The organism is Komagataeibacter kakiaceti JCM 25156, assembly GCF_000613305.1.
Window position 1 is genome coordinate 1 of sequence record NZ_BAIO01000665.1, and the last position, 1,082, is coordinate 1,082.

1 protein-coding gene is annotated in these 1,082 nt (G+C 65.1%); it reads right to left on the reverse strand.

The features are described from left to right. Window positions 1-737, reverse strand: a 737-nt coding sequence (locus tag JCM25156_RS17730; RefSeq protein ID WP_242402738.1) for an asparaginase, incomplete at its 3' end; no start/stop codon positions are given. Window positions 738-1,082: the final 345 nt, after the last annotated feature.

Sequence of the window (1,082 nt, forward strand, 5' to 3'; positions counted from 1 at the left end):
GCCGCCACGAAAGCCCGCGCCGCCACGCCATCCGCCCCCGCATGGCTGTAACAGATATCCACGCGCGGAATGTCAGCGCCCGCATGGTACTCCAGCGCCCCGACATGCCTGCGGTAGCCGGTAGTGCGCCCGAAGAAGACCCGGTTCGCCTCCACCATGCCAAGGGGGCCGAAATCGGGGGAGCGGAAGGTTTCAAGCTGGTAGGTCGCGGCCTTGGTCACTTCCTGGGCGGCATGGATTTCGTTATTGGCCACCACCAGCACGCCCCGCCCCGCGGATTGCGGGGCCGAGGCCACCAGCAGGGCCGCGTACAGATTGGCCGGCCCATCCGCGCTGATCGCGCTTGCGGGGCGCTGCGCGCCCACGATCACGACGGGACAGGGCACATCCAGCACCAGATCGAGAAAACACGCCGCCTCCTCCAATGAGGAAGTACCGTGCGTAATGACGATACCCGCCAGTTCCGGCTGTGCGGCGACCGTCGCGCGGACAAGATCGGCCAGGGCAAACCAGCGTGGCAGGGTCATCTCCACGCTGTCACAGCCTGAAAAGGTGATGCCGCGCACCGCAAAACGCGCCCGCGCATCCGCTGGCAACGCATTCAGCAGGTCATCGCCGCCAAGGCTGGTGCCGATCTCGGCATAATCGACCGTATCGCGCGGGTCCGTGGCCTGCCGGGCGATGGTGCCACCGGTTGCGATAATGGCTATGGCGGGTCGGGGCATGGCTATGTCCATATCATTCACGGTTACGGCCCCGTCAGGCCACCGCCGCCTGAGCGCGGGCCCATGATCCGGGGCAAGGAACAGAAGTCTTTGTGCGTCCTTTTCTCCGGAAAAAGAAGAGGAACCTGGAAGCTGCTTTTTACACAGCCACTTATATCATCATCACGCTTCAGCGCGCCTACTGGTACAGACCGGGTTCCGGTTCCCATCCCGTCAACAGGTGGCGGCCGACTTCCGCGTTCTTCCAGTCCACCGGATCATGCACGGACAGCGTGCGGGCGTCGCGCCAGTAACGGTCCAGCCCGATAGCCGCATCCGTACCCCGTGCGCCAACCACGCCCGGGGCATCGGTCGTGG